The organism is Paenibacillus sp. ClWae2A (assembly GCF_032452295.1).
GTDB lineage: Bacteria > Bacillota > Bacilli > Paenibacillales > Paenibacillaceae > Paenibacillus.
Genome location: NZ_JAULSQ010000011.1, coordinates 56796 through 77973, shown reverse-complemented (window position 1 = coordinate 77973; position 21178 = coordinate 56796). Strand labels below are relative to the sequence as shown.

18 protein-coding genes are annotated in these 21178 nt (G+C 46.4%); 3 read left to right on the top strand and 15 right to left on the bottom strand.

Going from position 1 to position 21178, the window contains the following annotated elements:
- Positions 1-256: 256 nt before the first annotated feature.
- Entirely contained in the window at positions 257-2281 is a 2025-nt protein-coding gene (locus QVE09_RS24670; RefSeq protein ID WP_315938935.1) for a right-handed parallel beta-helix repeat-containing protein, read from the top strand.
- A gap of 132 nt (positions 2282-2413) precedes the next feature.
- Here the strand turns inward: QVE09_RS24670 and QVE09_RS24665 are convergent, their stop codons facing one another.
- The 3 genes from QVE09_RS24665 to QVE09_RS24655 form a co-directional block, all read right to left on the bottom strand.
- Complete coding sequence (locus tag QVE09_RS24665) at positions 2414-3388, bottom strand: phosphotransferase enzyme family protein (RefSeq protein WP_315938934.1); 975 nt, start codon at positions 3386-3388, stop codon at positions 2414-2416.
- Positions 3389-3673: 285 nt separating this feature from the next.
- On the bottom strand, positions 3674-4276 hold the full coding sequence (locus QVE09_RS24660) for a YdeI/OmpD-associated family protein (protein ID WP_315938933.1): 603 nt from the start codon (positions 4274-4276) through the stop codon (positions 3674-3676).
- Positions 4252-5193 (bottom strand): alpha/beta fold hydrolase, encoded by a 942-nt coding sequence (locus QVE09_RS24655; protein WP_315938932.1) that lies wholly within the window; start codon positions 5191-5193, stop codon positions 4252-4254. The genes QVE09_RS24660 and QVE09_RS24655 overlap by 25 nt, the downstream gene beginning before the upstream one ends.
- Before the next feature lie 99 nt (positions 5194-5292).
- Between QVE09_RS24655 and QVE09_RS24650 the strand changes: the two genes are divergently transcribed.
- Positions 5293-6204, top strand: coding sequence for a helix-turn-helix transcriptional regulator (locus QVE09_RS24650; protein ID WP_315938931.1), 912 nt, complete (start codon positions 5293-5295; stop codon positions 6202-6204).
- Positions 6205-6248: 44 nt separating this feature from the next.
- Here the strand turns inward: QVE09_RS24650 and rlmH are convergent, their stop codons facing one another.
- The 5 genes from rlmH to QVE09_RS24625 all read right to left on the bottom strand — a co-directional run bounded on the left by rlmH (position 6249) and on the right by QVE09_RS24625 (position 11241).
- Positions 6249-6728: a 23S rRNA (pseudouridine(1915)-N(3))-methyltransferase RlmH gene (rlmH, locus tag QVE09_RS24645; RefSeq protein WP_315938930.1), complete on the bottom strand. Its 480-nt coding sequence runs from the start codon at positions 6726-6728 to the stop codon at positions 6249-6251.
- 677 nt (positions 6729-7405) lie between these two features.
- Positions 7406-7573 carry a CxxH/CxxC protein gene (locus QVE09_RS24640; protein WP_017691462.1) on the bottom strand — a complete coding sequence of 56 codons (168 nt, stop codon included), beginning with the start codon at positions 7571-7573 and terminating at the stop codon, positions 7406-7408.
- Positions 7574-7778: 205 nt separating this feature from the next.
- Positions 7779-8750 carry an MBL fold metallo-hydrolase gene (locus QVE09_RS24635; protein WP_315938929.1) on the bottom strand — a complete coding sequence of 324 codons (972 nt, stop codon included), beginning with the start codon at positions 8748-8750 and terminating at the stop codon, positions 7779-7781.
- A gap of 391 nt (positions 8751-9141) precedes the next feature.
- Positions 9142-9666, bottom strand: a complete 525-nt coding sequence (locus QVE09_RS24630; protein ID WP_315938928.1) for a hypothetical protein — start codon at positions 9664-9666, stop codon at positions 9142-9144.
- Between the two features lie 297 nt (positions 9667-9963).
- Positions 9964-11241, bottom strand: a complete 1278-nt coding sequence (locus QVE09_RS24625) for a S1C family serine protease (protein ID WP_315938927.1) — start codon at positions 11239-11241, stop codon at positions 9964-9966.
- Between the two features lie 716 nt (positions 11242-11957).
- On the opposite strand from QVE09_RS24625, the gene QVE09_RS24620 reads away from it, so the two are divergent.
- Entirely contained in the window at positions 11958-12170 is a 213-nt protein-coding gene (locus QVE09_RS24620) for a hypothetical protein (RefSeq protein WP_315938926.1), read from the top strand.
- On the opposite strand, the gene QVE09_RS24615 is transcribed toward QVE09_RS24620, so the two are convergent.
- The 7 genes from QVE09_RS24615 to QVE09_RS24585 all read right to left on the bottom strand — a co-directional run bounded on the left by QVE09_RS24615 (position 12139) and on the right by QVE09_RS24585 (position 20842).
- The gene (locus QVE09_RS24615) at positions 12139-12945 is read right to left on the bottom strand and encodes an MBL fold metallo-hydrolase (RefSeq protein ID WP_036671861.1); all 807 of its coding nucleotides are present in this window, start codon (positions 12943-12945) and stop codon (positions 12139-12141) included. The genes QVE09_RS24620 and QVE09_RS24615 overlap by 32 nt on opposite strands.
- Before the next feature lie 6 nt (positions 12946-12951).
- Positions 12952-13695 carry a two-component system regulatory protein YycI gene (yycI, locus tag QVE09_RS24610; RefSeq protein ID WP_017691456.1) on the bottom strand — a complete coding sequence of 248 codons (744 nt, stop codon included), beginning with the start codon at positions 13693-13695 and terminating at the stop codon, positions 12952-12954.
- A gap of 234 nt (positions 13696-13929) precedes the next feature.
- A complete protein-coding gene (locus tag QVE09_RS24605) occupies positions 13930-15210 on the bottom strand; it encodes a YycH family regulatory protein (protein WP_315938925.1) in 1281 nt (426 codons plus the stop codon).
- Complete coding sequence (gene walK / locus QVE09_RS24600; RefSeq protein WP_315938924.1) at positions 15194-17044, bottom strand: cell wall metabolism sensor histidine kinase WalK; 1851 nt, start codon at positions 17042-17044, stop codon at positions 15194-15196. The genes QVE09_RS24605 and walK overlap by 17 nt, the downstream gene beginning before the upstream one ends.
- Positions 17044-17766, bottom strand: a complete 723-nt coding sequence (yycF, locus tag QVE09_RS24595) for a response regulator YycF (RefSeq protein ID WP_017691453.1) — start codon at positions 17764-17766, stop codon at positions 17044-17046. The genes walK and yycF overlap by 1 nt, the downstream gene beginning before the upstream one ends.
- A gap of 247 nt (positions 17767-18013) precedes the next feature.
- Positions 18014-19546 (bottom strand): peptidoglycan DD-metalloendopeptidase family protein, encoded by a 1533-nt coding sequence (locus tag QVE09_RS24590; protein ID WP_315938923.1) that lies wholly within the window; start codon positions 19544-19546, stop codon positions 18014-18016.
- A gap of 486 nt (positions 19547-20032) precedes the next feature.
- The gene (locus QVE09_RS24585; RefSeq protein WP_315938922.1) at positions 20033-20842 is read right to left on the bottom strand and encodes a class I SAM-dependent methyltransferase; all 810 of its coding nucleotides are present in this window, start codon (positions 20840-20842) and stop codon (positions 20033-20035) included.
- Positions 20843-21178: the final 336 nt, after the last annotated feature.

The window sequence follows — 21178 nt, the reverse complement described above, 5'->3', positions numbered from 1 at the left end:
TTTTAGTTCACTGAGTATAGCATGATTGGAAAGATAGCATGTTATATGAAAAATGCATGACTGGTCATAGCTTTTAACAATAGCTAGAAGACTTTAATACGCAAAAATCCACAACTTCATAGGGTAGTGGATGTGATTTTACCTTTTATCAATATCAATTCAGGCTAACATACACCTTCCTATCTCTGCCATTATAAATATTTTCTAGTATAATAACGGGATACAACAAACATTTTAAAATAGAAGGAGAGTTGTTATGGAATATCATGTATCCAACCATGGGAATGATCAAGGAAAAGGAACAGCGGATCAACCTCTTCGTACCATATCACGCGCTGCGACTCATGCCATGGCTGGTGATACAGTTATTGTTCATGCGGGAGTATACAGGGAATGGGTTAACCCCGCTAATGGAGGAACAGCAGAGCATAGAATCGTATATCGATCCGCAGGAGACGGGGAAGTCGTGGTTACAGGAGCTGAGCGGATTACCAACTGGAAGTCTGAAGGAGACCATGTCTGGAGCACAGAAGTGCTCAATTCCCTCTTTTCCGTTCGTAATCCCTTTGAGGTGGAACTCAGTGGAGACTGGTTGTTTGACGGGCCCTTCCCGATTCATCTCGGCGATGTCTATTTGGATGGCAAATCATTGTATGAATGCAATAGTATTGAAAGCGTTCACAATCCTAAAGTTTGGTCCGAAGCCAAGTATCCCAAGGATTCATTGTTAACATGGTATGCCGAGGTTGGTTCTGCAACAACAAAAATCTGGGCCAACTTTGGTGAAAAAGATCCTTGTAAGGAAAATGTAGAAATCAATGTACGTCCTTATTGCTTCTGGCCTGAGAAACCGGGAATTAACTACATCACCGTAAGCGGTTTTACTCTGCGTCAAGCCTCCCCCCAATGGGCGCCACCTACAGACTACCAGGAAGGATTGATTGGACCTCACTGGAGCAAGGGTTGGATTATTGAAAACAATATAATCAGTGAATCCAAAAGCGTTGGTATTAGCCTGGGTACCGAAATCGGCACAGGGCACACCAAGTCTTTGGAGAAGCATAGTAAAGGCGGTACTCAACGTGAACAGGAGGTTATTTTACGAGCATTACGCTCCGGCTGGCATAAGGATAACATCGGAAGTCACACTGTTCGAGGTAATGTGATTCACGATTGTGAACAGGCAGGTATTGTGGGTCATATGGGAGCAGCCTTCAGCCGCATATATCAGAACCGTATTTATAATATTCACCACAAACGACTCAGACACGGTGCCGAAGTAGCGGGAATTAAACTGCATGCTTCCCTGGATACTCAAATTAGCGAAAATATAATGTATAGCTGTTACCGTGCGCTTTGGCTGGACTGGCAGGCACAGGGCACTCGCATCAGCCGTAATGTATTTTTTGACAATCTTTCGGAGGACCTCTTCGTTGAGGTTTGCCATGGTCCGTATATGGTCGATCACAACCTATTTCTATCTCCGATGAATTTCAGAAATATGGCTCAGGGCGGGGCATTTGCTCATAATTTGTTTGCAGGCCGATTTGTCGTTCGTTCCGAAATTACCCGTATTACGCCATATCACTTCCCTCACGAGACGGCCATGGCCGGATACTCCAATATCACTGGAGGCGATGACAGGTACTACAACAATATCTTTATAGGTGACAATGATCCTAATAAGGAGCCTGTGCCCATCAACTTCTTTGAGCATCTTCCCCTTAAACCAAGGGATGAAGTTGGAGAGGACGGGAAGACGGTCATGGACGGGGTTCCGGACAATTCCATATGTTATCTGCATGCTGCGGGACTTGGCGGCTACGATCAACATCCTGATGTGAAAGATAAGAAATGGTGGGAATACACCAAAGAGGAGCTTATGGAGCTTGGCGATGCCGCGAAGGATTTCTTTATAGGCAATGCCGTTCTTCCGGTGGCTATGGGTGGCAATGTATTTCTTAACGATGCGGTTCCAAGTCGTCACGAATCCCTAGCGAAGATAGTTGCACATAAGGGCGTAACAATTGAGACGAATCTTGCACTAGGCAAAGTGCACATTCAGATCCATGATCCCGAATTGCTTCGGGGAACCAATGCAATGTTAGTTACCACGGATCTACTTGGAAAGACTTATCACGCCAACATGAAATTTGAGGAGCCGGACAGCAGTCCATATCATTTTGACTCCGACTTTTTCGGAACAAAGAGACCCGATGCAGTTGTCACACCTGGTCCCTTTGAAATAACCCAAAAGGGTAAGATTGATTTTGAAATTTAAGTTTATTATTGAGGGTCCAGTCATCTTAGGTGATTGGATCTTTTTTGTGTGTAAAGCCTCTATTCCGCTAATCGGGATAAAGTCATACTTTCATCAAAAGCCTTTAGCTCTAATTGTGACAGGGTTCACCCGTTAACTCAAAAAGTCCATATCAATATAAGGAGTGTTATTTAATAAATTATTATAGTAGAAGCGTCGGGCTTGCTCATACCATTCAGTCCAATCAGGAGCGTTAAAGTCTCTGCTTCTATAGAGCGCAGCTAAAACTCTAGCTTGCCTTAAATTTATAAATAGTGGAACTTTGTTTAACTGGCTTTGGCTTACAGTGTATTCCTTGCAATAGCCATTTAAGAAGTTGCAATAGTAGCGTTTTGCAATCTCCTTTCTCACATCTCCAGACACAACCCAAGGAATTGGGATTTCATAAAATAATGGTGTAGCAATATCAGAAACAAACCAGCTATATTCCACCTCATCATAGTCAATAATAAAGGCTTTGTCCCCATCATTAAGATAATTGCCTGGGCTGATATCCCCATGAATAAGACCATATGTATTTTTTTCCTTGGGCAGGGCACTAATTTCATTAATTAAACGATCATAGTTACTGTGTAATTCTAACGGACAATACTTCTTAAAAAATTCTAATAGAGTATTACCACTCCATTCATGGCGTGAGTTTTGGGACGAGTAGTTAAGCGATAACTTATGTATTTTCCCGACCATTTGTCCAATATTTTCATAAAACGTATTGCTCTCCTCGGCGATTACTGCATTTCTGCCTGGTGCTTTCTCAAAAGCTGTCACAATAAAGGACTCGTCAATGATATGAATAAGATCCCCTGATAAAGATTGAATAGGCCTTGCTACTTTCATTCCGCGATCAGCCAGAAACATGATGAAATCTAGTTCCGCTCTTGTTAATAATTCATTTCGATGGGTGACATGCGTAATTCTTAAAATGACTTCTCTATTTCCAACGACGCCGGAATAAATGAAATTTTGAAACCCATTTAATTCGATAATGGAGTTCTCACGTATTCCAAAACATTGTGCGGACTCTTTCATTATATCTTTTGTGAATAGTAGTTTAATCTTTTTATCCATATAATTTCTCCCCCCTTTACTTCTATGGTAACAAGAGGAGCCAATTGAAAATATGTAGAATTTGATTAGAATCAAATTTTACACAAAAAGTCACATCGGAAAACTCGATGTGACTTACAAATGAAGCTATGTTCTTGAGTAAATGATTCTTCAATACTTTCGTAGGAAAGACCTTCGCCCTGCTTGTTTGAGAAATACAGTAGCTCCTCTCTCCTAAAGATCTGGGAAACAATAGACCCAGATGTATGTAGTACCAAAAATCCCTTTTAACGATTCTTTTGTTATTTATATTTCCTTATTCTGTAATATATTTTTTTTGCAATGTTGAAATTTTAACCCTTCTTCAGATGAAGCGATCAACATTCCAAGCCTTCTTAATCGTGTTTCTTCTTTCTTGGCGCTCATTACCCACCAGATAGAATCTCTTTTATAGGATGGTGATAAATTAGTGAAGAATAACCAGGCTGTTTGATTTGCCTTGATTTGTTCTTCATATTCTTTGGCAAGTTCCACGTTTCTTTGTTCAGAGGAATAGCCTTGTGCATCGGTTCTGTTGTTAAAGACGTGCATTCCTTCTGGTCTCATCTTTCCAAGCTGTATTAGTGCTTTTACCTTCTTTACGTTCACAGCACTCCATACACTATTTACTTTGCGGGGAGTAAAGCGAATCTTATAGCTTTGTTTATCAATGGTTCTTCGTATACCGTCAATCCACCCAAAACAAAGAGCGGCATCTACTGATGCAGACCAAGTAAGGCTTGCACGCCCTGTACTTATCCCAAAATAGCCCACCCAAATTCTACTAGCTTCAGCATGATGTTCTTCTAACCAATCGTTAAACTCTTCTTGGTTTTTGAAAAAAACTACATCTCCCATTGTTCCAGCCATTTTAAAATCGCTTGGTTTGTTTCTTCCGGCTTTTCTTCCTGGATCCAATGACCGCAATCCAGATTAACCACTTCCACATTGGGCACGAACTTTGTCAGGTTTTCAGACTTCGCAACCACATCCCGGTCGCCGTAGATCATGAGGGTCGGCTGCTGGATGATTGGGTTCACTTTCGCCAATAAGCGCCAGTTGCGGTCAAGGTTCCTGTACCAATTTATGCTGCCCGTGAACCCTGATGTTTCAAAAGCGGAGACGTAAACGGCCAGCTCGCTTTCGCTCAATACGGGCTCACCGAGCGGTGTTTCTGCTCTGGCGAGATTGATCAACGCCATACCTGGCTCAGGTGCTCTGAGAGGCTCGTTCTTCCGGTACAGGTTGCGAAGGAACCTGTATGTATTGTCTTCGAATACGGCGTCCGCGACGCCTGGCTGTCGATTGAAGTGGACGAAATAGAAATCGCCGCCAAGTATTTCTTCCATGAACTCGATCCAGGGTTTTTCTCTGCGCTCTTGATAAGGCAAGCTCAGATTTATCACTTTATTGACGCGGTTTGGATGCAACAAGGTCAGTCCCCAAACGACGAATGCACCCCAGTCATGACCGACAAAGGTAGCATCCTCGTATCCATAGTGATCGAGAAGCGCGATGAGATCACCCGACAAGTGTTCAATGTCATAGTCTGTTACTTCGGTTGGACGGGATGAGTTGCCGTAACCCCTCTGGTTGGGGACGATGACATGGTAGCCTGCTGCGGCAAGTGCGTCCATCTGATGGCGCCAAGAATAGGCATGCTCTGGCCAGCCGTGGCAGAGTACAATAGGTTTTCCAGCGTTTTCTCGGCCTGCTTCAAACACTTCGAGTTCCACACTGTTGACTGAAATAAGGGTGGACTTGGGAAAATCGGTTGGATTAAACATTGAATTAAAACCTCCTTCTTGTGATACATGTAGTATAATGGATAAAAGGTGACACCTTAGTGTCACCTTTATAAAATCATGTAAAAAAAGAGGGCAATTATGGACAAAGTGGAGAGACTCATTTCGATTATCATGATATTGCTGAGGAAAGAGATTGTTTCTACAACGGAATTCTCACAACTATTCAATGTCTCCAAAAGAACGATCCTTCGCGATATGGAAACATTGAGCTTATCGAACATCCCAATCTACTCTGTCAATGGCGTCAAAGGCGGCTACGGCATAATGGACGAATACAAGGTCGATAAACGCCTTCTAAGCAGCTCCGATTTACAGAATATATTGGCTGCGCTCGGCGGATTGGAACAACTCCTCCTTACTGAAGAAGTGGAAAGAACGATAAAAAAAATAGAGGCAATGGTTAGTCCATTGTCTCTGAATCGTTCCATTCAACTGTCGTTTTATGTTTGGGAAGGTCGGTCCGAGATTCTTGAAACCTTAAAGATATGTCAAGAATCCATTTCTAAAAAAAGGCTGGTTTCGTTTGATTATACAGATAAAGACGGGGCTGTAACGAATAGAATGGTCGAGCCCTATGAGCTGCATTTCAACGAATCGAGTTGGTACTTGAAAGGATTCTGTTTACATCGACAGGGATATCGAACATTCAAGTTATCGCGGATCGATCATATTACGATGGATGAACGTACGTTTCATCCTAGAGACGATTGGTCAGAGCAAGGTCGCGTTGCAAGTTATCTACCGCAATTCGTCACGATTAAGGCATGGATATCGCCTAGCATAAAAGATCAAATCATCGAAAGGTATGGTCGAAGAAGTATTGAAGACCATAATGGTGGATCTTTATTAGCAACTATTTATGTCCCACAAAATCATATGGGATTTCAATTGTTAGCAAGCTTCGGCACTCATCTAAAAGTTGTAGAGCCCAAGTCCTATGTTGAAGACTTTCGAAATTATTTATATCAAATGATGGAGAATTATTCCTGATATATTTAGCATTAAAGCTTCAACCTTCAACTCAACTTTTCGCCCTACTTGTGGTACGGTTCCCCCCGATTTATCTTCACCGCGCGATAAATCTGCTCCACCAGCACCAGCCGCATAAGCTGATGCGGCAGGGTCATGCGCCCGAAGCTCAAGCGCTGCTTCGCGCGGCGCAACACCTCATCGGAGAGCCCATGGCTTCCTCCGATGACAAACACGACATGGCTCGTCCCATACGTGCCGAGCTTATCGATCTCCAATGCCAGCTCCTCGGAACTCCAGAGCTGGCCATCCAATGCGAGCGCAATAACATGCGCCTCGCTCTTCACATGCGCGAGGATGCGTTCCCCCTCGCGCTCTTTTACCGCCCGAACCTCAGCTTCGCTCAGGGTATCGGGCGCCTTTTCGTCTGCGACCTCGATCATCTGAAACTTGATGTACGGGGCGAGCCTCTTGGCATATTCCTGAATGCCCAGCGTCAAATATTTTTCCTTCAATTTGCCTACGCCAATAATCTGAATAAACATGAAAATCCATTCCTCCTAAATTGTCTTGCGAGATTTCCTATAAGTAAGATGCTTCATCGTATCGTTCGTTCCAACCGTAGTATACCTATACTACACATTTCTCCAAATGCTAACGAACTCCACACACCTTATTCAGCCCCATTTCGGCTTCTTTAAAATCTAACGAATCTGAAACACGCTATTCCGCACCCACCGAGCACTCCCCACCACTTTCGAGGCCATTTCAGCAATATAACGTGTCTACGATTCGTTAGATTTCAACCAGGCGGTATTTGCCCCGAATAAGATCCGTCAGGTTCTTTAGAGTTACTCGACCAAGCCACGCCTCCATCCCTACCCACATCGCTGTCACACAACTTCATTTTCCCCATGCCCGGGTGCCATCCACTTCTATTACCTACACCTTCCACCTTTGCTACAACCTAGCTCACTCCAACTCGGAACTCGGCACCTACCTACCTGAATCTGCTCCTCCTCTCCCCTACTCCACCGTCAGCCCCTACAACCCTGGCCCAACTCTACGCTACCTACCAACCTTACTAATTCCCTGCACAAAGACAAAAAGAGCGCTCATCACGCTCTCCTTGGCTTCTTGCTGTGATGTTCATACCGGATGGAAAGTCAGCCCGAAGCGCCACCTTAAGTCACGCCTCCAGCCGTCTAAGTCCTACAGTACGCTAAACGACGAGGAATTCCGCGTGCTGCTCGCACTCGGCGCATTTCGCAGGCGGGTCCCAATCGGCAAATTCCGTCTCCTTCAGATCAACGATATCTGGAGCGTCCTCATACTCATCGACAAACATGTCGATGGCAATGTCCACGTGTTCTTTGCATACAACGTACATCCGTTAAGCATCCTTTCTGTAACCAGCTATGTTCCCGATTCACAACCGCTTATCCCAATACAGGATAGCCACTTCTCAGTTCTATCACACCTGCCGCGGAAAAGAAACCCCCTTACTCCTAATGACAGCAAAAACATCCTTCCCGCATAGCAGGATAAGGATGTTTGCCCTTACTTATACCATTTCCAAAAGTTCATCGTTAGACTTAAGGCCAAGAGATTTCGCCTTTAATTACCTGAGCGCTCGTTTCCAGATCGCCTGTATTCGTAAAGTCCGGATATGCTTTTTCCATAGCTGCAATCAGTTCTTTAGAATCTTTAGCTGTCTCTGCCTCTGCTTCAAACTTAGCAATATAATCACGGGTGAACGTAACACTGGATATATCCCCGGCACTGGTACCCAGGTAATGACCTGGAATCACTCGCTCTGGATTCAATGCAATAATTTGGTCCAGCAGTTGGCGCCAGTAGTCACGGCTCTCTGGAGTTTGGTTATCTGCAATCCATACGTGCGAATTTTCGTAGACAGGAACGCCACCCAGAACAGTTTTAATGGAAGGAATCCACAGGAACGTATGTGAAGGATCGGAACCATCTAGACCCATAATCTCTACGGCTTCCCCATCTACGGTCAATTGAGCACCGTCAAGGACGTCCGGAACAATCTGTGCAGTTGGTGCATTTTCTTTCAGAATCGGATTCCAATAGTCATTCTTCACTTGAATTGTTTCCTTGATTCCTTCCACCGTTGCTGGAGTCGCAACGATTTTTGCATCAGGGAACGCCTCACGAATTACCGATAGGCCGAAGTAATAGTCCGGGTCCTTGTGGCTGATATATACGGTGGTCAGTTTTTTACCCGTATCTTTAATCATTTTCACCAATTGCTCGGCATCATTCTTTTGGAACTGCGCATCAACGAGCACGACTTCAGTTGGACCTTCAATCAAGTTTGATGAAACGCCAAAAATGCTGTTTTCCCCAGGATTATAGGTAGTCACTTTTAGCTCCACCGCTGGTGTGTTTGTTTCCTCGCTCTTTGTATTTCCAGCACTAGCAGCATTGGATGAAGAGTCTTCCGCATTTTCAGTTTTACTTGCTGTACCCGCACAAGCACTCAGAATTAACATGAAACATAGAACGAGCATAACGCCCATTGATGATTTTTTAGTAAACATTTAATTGATCTCCCTCTCTTTATGTCGCCGCCGTTCATCCATAACAATGCATCTAGCAGCCAATTCGTTGATTTTTTAAACCGCCCTATAGTCTGGTTGTACAATTGCTTCGACTAATATTTATTTAAATATAATAATCCTCCTTCATATCACTATATGTAACTGATGTAGTTACAACTTTTATAATGTAATGATTATAGTTACAACTAACTGCATATGTCAAGTTATTATCAGAAAAATATATATCTAATCATTTCTCTGCTACTCACAGACTTTATAAAAACAACAAAAAAACCAACCAGAATTTTCTGATTGGCTCCCATTTAAATTCACATAACAATGTATTATAATTCATCCCAAAAAGTCATGCTCTTCAAATCCATTACTAATTTTAATTCAATCCCGACTGCGCCTTCGTCAACAGCTTCCCGCCTTGAAAAGCAATAACCGCATTAGCACCATTGCCCGCTGTACCTTTATAGTTGTAAACCACCATATTCTCCGCTTCACTCAGCGCTTCACCTTCGCCGCCAAGGATCTCGATGACATCTTCCACGGACATGCCAACCTCAAGCTTCTCATACTGGGCAAATGTAATCAGCACCCCATCGCCTTTCCCGGCCGATCCGTTGTTTCCCGAGGCTACAGGCGTTTGACCACCAGCCTCACCTATCGCAATCACATTTGTACTCAGCTCATTCAACTTGGTCTCAAGTGCTGCAATCTTTTGCTCCTGCTCAACGCTCTTGGCTCCCTGCTCCACCAATTTCTTTTCAAGCCCAGCAATCTTCTCTTGCAGAGCACCTGTATCCACCGATGCTCCTGTCGTAGCAACCTCAGATCCACAGGCAGATAGCAGAAACAGTGACAGCGCCAAGCTCGTTCCCCCAAGCATCTTTCTCTTCAAATGTTTCATCAAAAATACCCCTTCCATTCTGAAATAAAAATGCGATCCACAAACAGATGTTATTTGCATCAACGACCGTCCGAACATATTGACAACAGTTTACCACAGCCCTAGTCTTATGTATCTGCTCCTTTGGCTCCGGGTCTATCTGATCATGAGAATATAAAAATGGTTGATCTACTCATTTACTGTCGAATGAACACGTCCACCCATAATAACTAAAAAAGAGTGGTCAGTTGATCTGATCACTCTTCTAGCATTCCCTATTTCAATCCACGCAACAGTATAGGCTTCGTTGAACTTCCCTTACTCCGGTTTATCCGTCAGCTTCACGGATACTTTCTCCGCTTTGCCATCCCGGTAGAAGGTCACTTCAATCGTATCGCCAATCTTCTTCTGATCGTACAGATATTTCCGCAGATCCAGCGTGGAGGTAATTTTTTGCCCGTCAAATTCCGTAATGACATCATTCAGCTTCATACCTGCTTCAGATGCGGGACCCGATGCCTCCAGTACAACCACACCGCTGTCCACGTGAGATGGCAGCTTCAGATCTTTACGCTGCTCGTCATCCAGTGGTGCATATGGGTTGCTCAGATCGACCGTGTACACGCCTAGGTATGGACGAGATACTTTGCCGTTCAAGAGCAGGGAATCTACCGTTTTCATCACTTCGTTCATCGGAATCGCGAAGCCGAGACCTTCAACACCCGTATCCGAGATCTTCATCGTGTTGATGCCGACCACTTTGCCGTTCAGATCGACCAAAGCACCGCCACTATTACCTTCATTAATCGCCGCATCCGTCTGGATCACGTTTTGCTCCCAGTCGTACACCCCGTCCTGATTAATTGATACAGGTAGAATACGATCCGTGTAACTGACAATACCGGATGTCAGCGTACCGCCCAGACCGAGTGGGTTTCCGATCGCCAGCACCGTTTGACCTCGCTGAAGTTTGCTGGAATCGCCAATCTCCGCGACTGCTCCCAGCCCTTTATCTTCTGCGGATAGGACAGCAATGTCACTTACACGGTCTTTACCGACCAGCTTCGCTTTGTGTGTCTCCCCATCTACGGTCACGATCTCCAGATCACTCGCACCCTCCACGACGTGGTGGTTGGTCATAATATAAGCCTTGCCATCTTCCTTTTTGAAAATGACCCCTGAGCCCAGCGCCGAATCTTCCATCGATAGACTGCTACCCGTTTTATGGTTCACAATGCTCACCACAGAAGGACGAACGTGTGCTGCTGCCTGAATAATCCGATCGTATGGATCAGCTGCCTGCGCTGTCTGTGCACCGCCTCCACCACCGTTGCCTGTAGCATTAGCCAGCGGTAACGAAGCGGGCTGTGTGATGAAGCTAAACAGCATGACGGTCACGATGGAGCTGATCACCGAGCTAATCACAGCTACCTTCACTGTGGAACTGATTCCTGTACGCGATCTGCGCGGATTGCTCCAGCGGTCACGTCCACGTGCTCTGCCTCCAGGGCGGATGATCTGAAGTTTGCCTTTCTGTTCAGGTTCGGCGCGTCTTGATACTTTGGTTGAATAAAAATCGTCTCCAAACAATCCCATCGTGATCCTCTCCCCTTCGTTGTCACGCATCAAGACCCTGACTGCCGCCTAAGTTGTCGCATGGATCAACGATGGAGTTCTCACATACACCACTCCGCCAACAGACGAACCTTCCGATCGCTGTTACTCACAAATTTTTTTGATCCCTCTTCCAAGGTAAAAATTTGTTCCTAAAGGCGAACACTCTGTTTCTTCAGGTTTCTTCTGTCATCTTCGTTACGTGAAGACTCCAACGGTTTCCCATGCTTTTTTGCATTTTATAAAATGGTCTTGCATATCGCCGCATCCCGGCATCAAATCAAGATACAGCGTCTATGTACAACAGAACGGACACGCCATTCTGTCAGTGACTCTATCAATCATGCTCTCGCATTCTATGACATGCCATTTCACACGCAAAACAGCCAAAATCACAATGCTCCTCATATACTAAACACGTCAAATCACAAAAAGTTGCATATTTACGAAAATTAAAGCAAATTTCCGCTATAACGCGCTTAACAATAAAGGTCCATAGTATCTATCACCACAAAATCCGGTACGCTAAGCGCCATTTTGGCAAATTTAAAGAACTTTTTCACCCCTGCATAGTCACAGGTTCAGCATACACGCCTCATCACACAAATGTTAGCGGCAAAAAGAGGAATGTTTTCCATCAAGCCTGACTACAATAATAGTAAAAGACAATTCGAAGCTTCATAGAGGAGGAAGTATACATGGATCGCACGCGTACACTTACAGCCATGGATGAAGTTCATATGGTAGCCAAGCTGGCCGATCTCAAGGAAGAGCACTATCGCAACACACTTGCACTCAGCACCATTATCGAACTACTTATCGATAAAGGCATTCTGACCCGCGAGGAAGTCGAGCGCAAAGCCGCCGAACTCGACAGCTTTATGGCTCACCCACCCTATCCCATGGCGTAGGACGGTCGTAATACGTATCACAGAGTTTGAACTCATGATCCCGATAAAAGCATCCACGGCTCTCCATCGCGTCGCGCACCGACATTTTCGCCAAGTCCATCATATTATGATCTCGGCTAAGATGTGCCAGATACGTGCGCTTGATGCGTCCGTTCATTAGTTCACTAAGCGCTGCCCCTGCCGCTTCGTTCGACAAATGCCCAATGTCGCTCAAAATCCGGCGCTTGGTGTTCCACGGATAACGCCCCATGCGCAGCAATTCGACATCATGATTCGCCTCCAGCACCAGCACGTCAGAATCTGAGATCGCATCGCGAACCTTGTCGCTCATGTACCCGAGATCCGTTGCAACAGACAGCTTCTCCGTACCATCATCGAATGTGTACCCTACCGGCTCAGCTGCATCATGTGAGATCCCGAAGGATTCCACGCGCAGTGACCCAAAATCATGCTTTTCACCCGTCTCAAATACCCTCCGGTTTTCCTCTGGAATCGCCCCAACCGACTTCTCCAGTGCCGCCCACGTATTCAGATTCGCGTAGATTGGTAAATTATATTTCCGAGACATCGCGCCTAGTCCTTTAATGTGATCGGAATGTTCATGTGTAACCAGAATCCCGTCCAGTTCTGCCCCAGAAATCTCCCTTTCCTGAAACAGTGCATCCAATCGCTTCGCACTAAGACCCGCGTCAATCATGAGTGAGGTACCCCCATGCTGTATGACCGTGGCATTACCTGTCGAACCGCTGGATAACACGGTAAAATATATCCCCATAACGCATTACTCCCCTGGTTTGTCTGTCTTGGGACTGAATACATCCCCACTGATGCCCTGCACGTACAACACTTCGCCACTTTCCAGCACGAACCGCCATGCCGGCATCGCTACCTGTATATCTGAATTGAACAACTGGCCGTAATAGCCCAGCTGAATATCTTTGACAATTGCATCATTTGGCAAAAAGTTCTCGATCAGCGTTCCCAGCGCCTTCGACGCCGGAAGCACCTGCTGATCGCTCTCCTCTGCGGTTGTAATCCGCACTGGAGTTTGACGGTAACCCGTTATTTTCTGGTCGCTGTAGAATAGCTCCAGACTCACATTGAAGAGCGGCCATTTGCCATCCACCAATGGGTGAAGCACAAAAGCCCCATCCTCGGCCATCAACTGATCCAGCCGGTATGTCCCGATCTGTGGAATCTCACGCTGCAATGCATCTTCCAATTCACTCTGCGAGAAGATCAACTTGCTATCTACAGGCTGTTCCAGCTCCATATCTACGCCAGCCTTGTCCTCTTCAATGAACTCATAGGACAACTTCGGCAGCTTTGGCGTTTCATTCGGAATCGGAGCCAGCACCTGAATACCCTTCTCTTCCATCGCCTGCTGTGTATTATCTGCCAGTGAGGTGAAGTCCAGATTGGCTCCAGCCGTCTCCCGCGCATCCATCCAGATCTGGTATCCCAGCACCAGATTGAGCAGCAGAAAGGCATAGATCAACACATTTTTCGCCCGTCCCCAATCCAAAACATTCACCTCCGTCCATTAGATAAAGCAACTAATATCACACTGGCCCACTCCGCGGTCAGAACAACCTTCCGATCGCTGTTATCCCCAGATTTCTTGATTCCCTTTTCCTAAGGGAGAAATCCGGCGATAAAGGCGAACGCTTCGCTTCTCCAGCTTTTTTCTGCCCTCTCCGTTATCGTGTGACCTTACACCTTGCTCGGATATCGAATGACTCCATTACCCTACAACCCATCAAGAAACGGTGGTTTCCTCCCCGTTTCCAAAGCGGATCACCCATACCGGAATCAGCTTCAACCCGTCCTCAATCGAAGAAGGACGATAAGCCGGGTACACGTCCACGACCTGGCGATTCTCACCTGCCACTTTTTTAATAAGAGCCTTCAGCTTGTCTCCGCCAGGCAATTTGACCGATTTCTTCGTCTCTGCACCTTCGTTCAGGTATTCCAGCGATCGCTCATAGCTGGATACGGTCTCCTGTTGCATCTCCATGCTGATCTTGCCAAAGCGGAACTGCATGGAATCCATAATCGGGTAGCTGCCGTAATACTGCTGGAATTCAAGCCGTGTCTTGCTGTCGGCGGTCCCCAGCATCATGCGCGACCGGCCTTTCCAGCCACCATGCTGGTTCACAAAATCAACCGCAGACAGTGCATCCTTCGCGGGATCAATCTGCCCCGCAGGCGGTGCGGCTGGGTCGGTGTAGCTGATCCAGCGTTGTTCCTGTTTCACCTGCAGACTACGTTTACTGTCCGTGTAGATCTCTGATCCATCTTTTTCCCGGATGTTCCGGGTCATGCTTGGATCGAAGAACAGACTGCGTTGCATCTGCTCAACCGTGAACTGACTTGTCGGCACATCGGCTTCAATCGTCTCCAGAGCTTCCGCCGGGATATAATACCCGCCGTCCATCAACGTATATGGCGTCCAGTTCGTACCGAAGTCAACATGCTGTTGCACGTCTTGTACTGTCAGGTCCGCCTGCGTTGCTTCGTACACCACGTCTCCCTTAGCGCTGAAGAACAGCGCATGGGCCTTCGTTTCATTTTTGGACGTATAGATCGAGATTCGGTTAATCGTCTCCCCTTGGAATAAGGAATCCGTCCCAAGCCTCATCACCCGCTGTAACAATGCTACGGGAATACCTTCTTTGAACGATAACTCAAACCCAGGGTTCTCCTTGCAAATCTGATCCCAGTTCACCGATTGCACACTGCGGCGCTGAAAATCATCGAAAGCACGCCCCTGTAACCGCGAATAGATTAACTGATAGAACGTATTGCCAGGGTAAAACACCGTATGTTTATCCTCGCCCAAATGAATAATCATCTGATCGGGGAAGATCAATTCTTCAATATTGCGTTCCTGACCCATATTTTCCGTCTTCACATAGTTCGTCTCTGACGTCACAATGGAATCCCCGCCTCCGGGCAAACGGTAGATCAGGAAATAACTCTGAACCAGACTGGCTACAACAAGGACAGCAAGCACCAAGGATTTAATCCGTTCCTTCAAGGTGCTCACCCCCTTTCTCACGCATCGGCAGTGTGAACGTTACTGTTGTTCCCACATCTACCTCAGACTCCAGAGAGATGCTGCCATCATGTGCCTTCACAATTTCCCGGGCAATGGACAGTCCTAGCCCTGTGCCTCCCATACTGCGGGAACGAGCCTTGTCCACCCGATAAAATCGCTCAAAAATGCGATCCAGATCGCGCTGTGGGATACCCATTCCGGTATCCGATACCGAGATGGCAAGTGTGTGTTCATCACTGCGTCTAGCCGCAATCGTAATAGTGCCGCCTTCTAATGTATATTTCAGCGCATTGGACACGACATTATCCAGCACCTGGTCAATCTGATCGCGATCCAGCGGAACAGCCGGAATATCATTCTCTACAGACAACACAGGCTGAATATCCTTCTGATGCATCTGAAACGAGAATCGATCCGTCACTTCCTCCAGCATTTCCAGGATGTCAGTTGGCTGTTTCCGTAGCAAAGCCTCTTTGGAATCAAGCCGCGATAAATGCAGCAGATCCGTAACCAGTCGTATCATTCGCTCCGTCTCGTTCTGAATAACACCAACGAAACGACCGGCAAGCTGCGGATCTTCCAGTGCACCGTCATCCAGCGCTTCCGCGTAACTCTTGATCGTAGTCAATGGTGTACGCAGTTCATGGGATACATTCGCCACGAATTCGCGCCGGGATGCCTCAAGCTCTTCCTGCTCGGTAACATCCTGAAGTACGGCAATGGTTCCCGTGATCCCCCGTTCACGTCGATGAACCGGTGTGAACGTCATCCGAATGACCACAGGCTCTTCTTGTCCGGCGGGTGCAATCTGCAGCAAAGTTGAACCTGTGAAACCACTCGCGAGAGCTTCCGCATCCTCCGGATCAATGCCGAGTAATATGGCGAAGTGTCTTCCTTCAATATCCGCAGGATGCATACCCAGAATGCTGCTGGCACGACGGTTTACGAGAATGACTTTACCGTACTCATCTGTAGCCACCACGCCATCACTCATATTCGTCAGAATGGAGGTCAACTTCTCCTTCTCCTCTTCATTCAGTGAAAGTGCATCCCGAAGCCTGCTGGTCATATAGTTAAAAGCTCGACTGAGCTGACCTATCTCATCCGTGCCAAATACAGGTGTCTGCTGATCAAAGTTACCTTCTGCGACCGCTGTCGCTCTCCGAGTCACTTCCTTAATCGGCTGCGTAATCGTATGGGACAGGATCACGCCAAGCACCGCCGTTAACACCAAGGCAATCAGAATACCGGAGATGAAGATTTTGTTGATTCCCTCCATCGTGGAATACAGCTCATTCATAGATGCCGCGATGTAGACCGCGCCAATGATCTTGCCGCCAGACAGCACCGGCTTGGCGACGACCTTTTTGCGAACATTATCCTCGTCCACGATGTATTCCTCATTGTCCCGAATGCCTTGCAACGCACGGCTGACAACGGTCTGGGTGTTTTTGCGCCCCACATAATCCGAATGTGAACTTAGCGAGGTCGTGAGTACTTTGCCGCTGGCATCCAGCACCTGAATCTCGGCACCGTTAATGTTGAACAGGTTGTTCACCAGCACACGCAGATTTTCCGTTTTGTCCTCGCCTGCCTCTGCTTCTCCACCTGCCATCGTCTCCCCCACGAGAACCGATAACATCTCAGCACGCGCCTGCAAGTCTTCCGTAAAGTTGCTCGTCAGCGAGTTCTTCATCGCGCTCACAAAATAAACGCCGATCAATTGCATCGCAATCAGAATCAGCAGTACATAGATAATAATCAATTTCGCCTGAATCGTTCGGAAGAACGAGAATCGCGCGAATCGGCCCATTATATCCCCACGCTTTTGGCACTGCGCACGAGATAACCGAGCCCGCGGCGTGTCAGAATCGTTTCCGGTTTGCTCGGATTCTCCTCAATCTTCTCACGCAGACGACGAATCGTAACATCCACGGTACGTACATCGCCGAAATATTCATATCCCCACACCGCTTGCAGCAGATGTTCCCGTGTCATAACCTTGCCGGAATGCTTCGCCATATAATAGAGAAGTTCGTACTCACGGTGGGTCAGATCGAGCGGTTCCCCGCCTTTGTAAGCCGTATACATGTCCATATCAAAAGCCAGATCAAACAGCCGCATGACCTGCTTCTCTTCGTCTTCGTGCGCTTCTGCCGTAATCGCAAGTTTTTGCCGTCTGCGCATCTGTGCCTTCACCCGTGCAAGCAGCTCACGCGTACTGAATGGCTTCGTCACGTAATCATCCGCACCCAATTCCAGTCCGAGTACCTTGTCGATCTCGCCATCCTTGGCGGTAAGCATGATGATCGGCATCTCCAGATGAGCGCGCACCTCACGACAGACATCCATACCGTCCTTGCCCGGGAGCATCAGATCCAGCAGCATCAGATCCGGTTTCTCGGATAGCGCCAGTTCAACCGCACGAATGCCATCAAATGCACAGATGACCTCGTACCCCTCTTTTTCCAAATTAAACTTCAAAATGTCTGCGATGGGCTGTTCATCGTCCACCACCAAAATCTTCCCCTGCATCGGCTAAGTTCACCCCTATATCCTGCTTAATCCGCGTTAGCGTCTATATCTCTCTTCTATGTTTAGCCTGTACCAAGCCTGCTTGATTTGTTTCTCTAGTTTGTTGTTTATACTCTCTAGTTTAACATACCTGAAGCACCGTCACATCCCGATCAGAGGCTTGAAAGGTCTTTCATCTGAAAATTTTTTACAGCAGCAAAAAACAAGGCCAGCATTATAGCCAACCTTGCTCTCCTTAAGCTCTATATTAGTTCAAATACGTTAACGGATTTTCTACCGTTCCATTCTTAATAATCTCAAAATGCAGATGTGTTCCGGTCGAACGACCCGTGTTGCCCATAACGCCGATACTCTCGCCTTTTTCAACCACTTGTCCAACCTTAACGCCAATGCTGTTCAGATGTCCATACAGTGTTTCGTATCCGTTACGGTGGTTAATAATGATGACATTACCATAACCGCTTTTCTGTCCTGCAAAAGTAATTACACCCTCATCAGACGCTTTCACATCGCGGTTACCTACCAGATCGACACCTTTGTGCTGGCGACCCCAACGTTGTCCATAGCTGCTGCTCATCGTTGCATTTGATACCGGCCAAGCAAATTCACCTGTGCCCTCACCAACAACTTTTGTTCCGCTAAGGACCACTTCAGTTACAGCTGCTTTAATCACTTCCTGACCAAGCCACTCTTCCTGAACCACTTCACCATTTTCTTTGGTTATACGGTATTGCATGCTTTTCAACCCGCTTTGTCCTGGGCGCACGACTTTTGTTGTACCTGCTTTCAACTCAGCACTTTTTCGTACTTCCACTTGCGGTTTGATCTCAATCTGTTCAACAACCTGCTCAACCGATTTAACGGTTACCGCTGGTTTCGGAACGGTCAAGGTCAGTTCGTCTCCGATTTGAAGCGACGTTTCCTTGATGCCCGGATTATGCTGGCGAATCTCGCTTTGTGTAATTTCATACTTGGCCGCGATCGAAGAGATCGTATCTCCTTCACGAACCACATAAGTTACAGGCGCGTCTCTACCAACGGTTAATGCTTTAACCGCCTCGGACACATCCCATATTTTGTTTGGATCAGCCTTCACCACATCTGTCGCTACATCTTCCTTGATGCCTACCGACTTCAGGGTTGTGCTTGGTCCCTCGTCTTTCTTCGAAGAGTTAGCCGATACCGACTTCGTCTTAAGCGAACTTCGCACAGCCGATGCCGATATGTATTTGCTCTGCACTTGTTCCAGGATTGCATCCGCTGTTGCCTGATCCTTCACAATACCAATGACTTCACCATCTACCTTGAGCTCCACACCTTTGGCGTAGGCTGTCAGCATGTCACCCAGTTTGTCCAGCGTCTCGTCACTGTTCACTTCAGGTTTGTACGCTCTTACCGTTTCGGTTGTAATGCCATCCGTGTTCAGCACCATCTCTGCATCCGGATATTTATTTTGATATTCCTCAGTTTTGTCTGCAAATAGTTGTTGTAATTGTGCCTCATCTGCAATGGTACCAATCTCGCTACCTTTAACCATTACTTTATAGTATGGTACGGTGTTTGCAGTAACATATTGTTTGCCTGCGAACCCAAGCGATGCTGCGATGAATACACCACATGCTGCTGTAATGATCCATTTGCGCGAGGCCAGAACGCGCTTCTTATTCACACTGAAGGTGGACATGCTCATGTTGTTTTTGTCTTCGGCCGTCCGGTGTTCCCCGGATTGTTCGTGTACCCGGTCTTTGCCCGGTTGGCGTATGCCTCTGAAACCTTTCATGATTCTCTCCTTTTCAGCACTTCTCAGTTCGCATTTCTGTCAAGACATCACCCATCGTGTCTGTCCCATGCTCGTTGATACTTGTATTGGGTGTCCGCAAAATCAGGACTTTAGCTGCGCTCGTAAAAGTGTCAAAATTTTAACCTTTTATCACACCCGTATACTTTAACACAGGTTTTACACTCATTTCAACTCTATACGTCACACCGCAAAGCCACGCCCCGCTTGGTTTCCCTGATTTATCCATAAGATTGTACGGCTGATCCATCACCCATTATGCCTCAACATCCGCTGTACTATGTACTTTTGTTCGCAAATTAAGACTAGGTTCTAAGACCCAGTGAAATATGCTTTATTTTTCATAAAAATACAAATAAAATCCCTTACCAGATCAACTCTGATAAGGGATTACGTAAACAACCTGTTTGTGGTTTATCTTAAACTGGATTTCATCTCGAGTCACAATAGAAATTAACTTTTATGTCTCTATTCTTTGGCTGCAAGAATTACAAATCGCTTCTGCTGTACTTCCCAGAATCCATTGTGCTCCATCTCCATATGAATATCCATTAACGGCTGACGGAACTGTTCTACCTTGAAATCAGGTACTTGCCACGGGATGGTCTTCAGATAATAGACCAGTGCGCCTATATCATAGAATCGCTGCGCGGGAGTTGCTTCCCGTTGCTCCAGAATACGGAATCCACACTGCTCCAGATGAAGAACAGCACGATCCAGTTCCCATCCAGCGTAATCCACGGGCATAGGAATGCCGAGCCGATCATTGATCCCCCTGCAATCTGACCAACCTACCTGTTGAGTTAGAAACAGTCCCCCTACCGATAGAATCCGCCTAACTTCCTGCTCATCATACGACTCATGCCGATTAAGAATCAGATCAAATTCTCCGTCTGCGAAAGGAAGTTGCGAATCATCAGTCACTGGAAGCACCTTCACACCTAACGGCTGTAAACGTTCCTCTGCAATCGATATATTCGGGTGATAACCTTCAGTCGCACATGTGTATGAAGGAAGTGGAAGGAGTCTGGACAGCATTTCTCCTCCACCAGTCCCCATGTCGAGCATTCGTTCTGTCTGATTCAACAATCGGCGCGCCATCGTTCCATAGGACCAAGGCAACATTCCGCTCTGAAGTCGCTCACTCCCTGTTACATAGCTAAAATCCCAGCCACTAAATGGCTGGTCCGCCTCTTGCAGCCCTTGCTCGTATCGCTCTTTCGTCGCCTCGGTAAACTTTTTTACTGATGGTTCTAAATTAGAATGATATAAGTTCATGTTCAATAAAACCTCCAATTCGTGTATACATAAACACAAGTCCATCGGTTCTCTTGAATGCACCTATGAACGGAGGTCCACGAATTGGACTGGAGGTTTCTGCAATGTTGCGTAACCGTTTTTATATGTTGTGTTCTTTATCTTTATATTTCATACAATGTTCCCTCCTATGTAGGCTAATGAAATTAACGTAAGCACTAATTGCTCCAAAACTCGAATGCTTCAACATCTGATTCTTTAATTGTACAATTTCCAGTATTTATTTAAATAGATTATATTCAATTGCCATCGACAAGTCCATTACAATATGAAGCAGGCGATGCCCATCTATGAGCA

Bases quoted from the DNA above. Each gene is read 5' to 3' on its own strand.
- QVE09_RS24615 (WP_036671861.1), bottom strand. From the start codon at position 12,945: ATGGGGATATATTTTACCGTGTTATCCAGCGGTTCGACAGGTAATGCC.
- QVE09_RS24660 (WP_315938933.1), bottom strand. From the start codon at position 4,276: ATGGCTGGAACAATGGGAGATGTAGTTTTTTTCAAAAACCAAGAAGAG.
- QVE09_RS24640 (WP_017691462.1), bottom strand. From the start codon at position 7,573: ATGTACGTTGTATGCAAAGAACACGTGGACATTGCCATCGACATGTTT.
- QVE09_RS24650 (WP_315938931.1), top strand. From the start codon at position 5,293: ATGGACAAAGTGGAGAGACTCATTTCGATTATCATGATATTGCTGAGG.
- QVE09_RS24635 (WP_315938929.1), bottom strand. From the start codon at position 8,750: ATGTTTACTAAAAAATCATCAATGGGCGTTATGCTCGTTCTATGTTTC.
- walK (WP_315938924.1), bottom strand. From the start codon at position 17,044: ATGGGCCGATTCGCGCGATTCTCGTTCTTCCGAACGATTCAGGCGAAA.
- QVE09_RS24620 (WP_315938926.1), top strand. From the start codon at position 11,958: ATGGATCGCACGCGTACACTTACAGCCATGGATGAAGTTCATATGGTA.
- QVE09_RS24630 (WP_315938928.1), bottom strand. From the start codon at position 9,666: ATGAAACATTTGAAGAGAAAGATGCTTGGGGGAACGAGCTTGGCGCTG.
- QVE09_RS24625 (WP_315938927.1), bottom strand. From the start codon at position 11,241: ATGGGATTGTTTGGAGACGATTTTTATTCAACCAAAGTATCAAGACGC.
- yycF (WP_017691453.1), bottom strand. From the start codon at position 17,766: ATGCAGGGGAAGATTTTGGTGGTGGACGATGAACAGCCCATCGCAGAC.
- QVE09_RS24655 (WP_315938932.1), bottom strand. From the start codon at position 5,193: ATGTTTAATCCAACCGATTTTCCCAAGTCCACCCTTATTTCAGTCAAC.
- QVE09_RS24665 (WP_315938934.1), bottom strand. From the start codon at position 3,388: ATGGATAAAAAGATTAAACTACTATTCACAAAAGATATAATGAAAGAG.
- rlmH (WP_315938930.1), bottom strand. From the start codon at position 6,728: ATGTTTATTCAGATTATTGGCGTAGGCAAATTGAAGGAAAAATATTTG.
- QVE09_RS24670 (WP_315938935.1), top strand. From the start codon at position 257: ATGGAATATCATGTATCCAACCATGGGAATGATCAAGGAAAAGGAACA.
- QVE09_RS24585 (WP_315938922.1), bottom strand. From the start codon at position 20,842: ATGAACTTATATCATTCTAATTTAGAACCATCAGTAAAAAAGTTTACC.
- QVE09_RS24590 (WP_315938923.1), bottom strand. From the start codon at position 19,546: ATGAAAGGTTTCAGAGGCATACGCCAACCGGGCAAAGACCGGGTACAC.